We start from the raw sequence: 1,219 nt of genomic DNA, 5'->3' as shown, positions 1-1,219 counted from the left end.
ACTTATGACCCCAGTATGATGGCCACCAATCACATGGGTATATATCTCGGTCGTTTTGACATCACTGTGTCCCAATAACTCTTGGATGGTACGAATGTCATGGCCTTTGAGTAATAAAGATGTTGCAAATGAATGGCGGAAAGTATGGGCGGTAACGCGCTTATCTATACCACAGTTAGTGGTAGCTTGCCTTAATACACGTGAAAAAGCCGTTGGATGAATATGGTGTCTGCACACATAGTTGTCACTTGGGTGCATACAGCGGCGGCTAGCAGGAAAGAGATATTGCCAATGAAACTTAGAGGCGTTACTGCGGTATTTTCTGATTAGAGAGATGGGCAATGAAGCAAGTCCAAAGCCATCTGACAAATCCGCCTCGTGGAGCTTTTTTACCTGTTTCATTTGTGACTTTAGAACATCAATCAATCCGTTAGGTAGCATACAAACTCGATCTTTTTGCCCTTTACCTCGGTACACAAAGATAGATTTAGTGGTTAGATCAATATCTTTTACCCTAAGTTTTAAGGCTTCCTTTAATCTTAGCCCTGAGCCAAATAGGATGGCACCAATTAAATAGTGGTAGCCTGACAAATTGCTGATGATCAGTTTTGCTTCTTCGTTAGACAATACCTGCGGTATTCGTTTAGGGGCTTTTGCATAGGGAAATTGTAACTCATTGGGCTCAATTTTTAACACATGGCGACAAGCAAATACAATGGCACATAGAGCCTGTTTCTGGGTGCTCGCCGACACTTCGCACTCCACTGCTAAAAAACAGAGAAATTGTTCAATCAAAGCGGGGGTTATATCAGCGCCATGACGAATATTGCAATGTCGAATGAAATAGCGGTTCCAATAGAGGTAGGATTTTTCTGTTTGATAGCTGTAATGGCGTACCCTGATCTCTGTCCGTATAGCCTCCAAAAATGTTAATTGCCCCATAACCGTTACCTTACCAATGCACTGTGTTTATATACAGTTATAGTTGAAGTTGAGATAATTGCTATGAAAAAGATGCATAAATCGTTGGATTGGCGCATCGATAATACTAACTGTTAAACATTAACTCATTATTATCAATAGTTTGTAATATATATAAAAGTGCTATGCAGACCTCGTAAACACCTATGCATCTTTTTTATCTGCTAAATTGTCATATTTAACCTGTATTTTTTGTTAAATAATATATTTACAACAAACACTTACAAGTGATATTTTG

At 39.2% G+C, this 1,219-nt stretch carries 1 protein-coding gene; it reads right to left on the bottom strand.

The features are described 5' to 3' along the window. On the bottom strand, positions 1-942 hold a 942-nt coding region (locus H5123_RS20310; RefSeq protein WP_182699092.1), incomplete at its 3' end, for an integron integrase. Between the last annotated feature and the right edge of the window lie 277 nt (positions 943-1,219).

This window comes from Shewanella sp. SR43-4 (assembly GCF_014163845.1).
In the GTDB taxonomy this organism is placed as follows: domain Bacteria; phylum Pseudomonadota; class Gammaproteobacteria; order Enterobacterales; family Shewanellaceae; genus Shewanella; species Shewanella vesiculosa.
The sequence above is the reverse complement of the archived record's forward strand: the minus strand, read 5'-3'. Positions and strand labels throughout refer to the sequence as shown.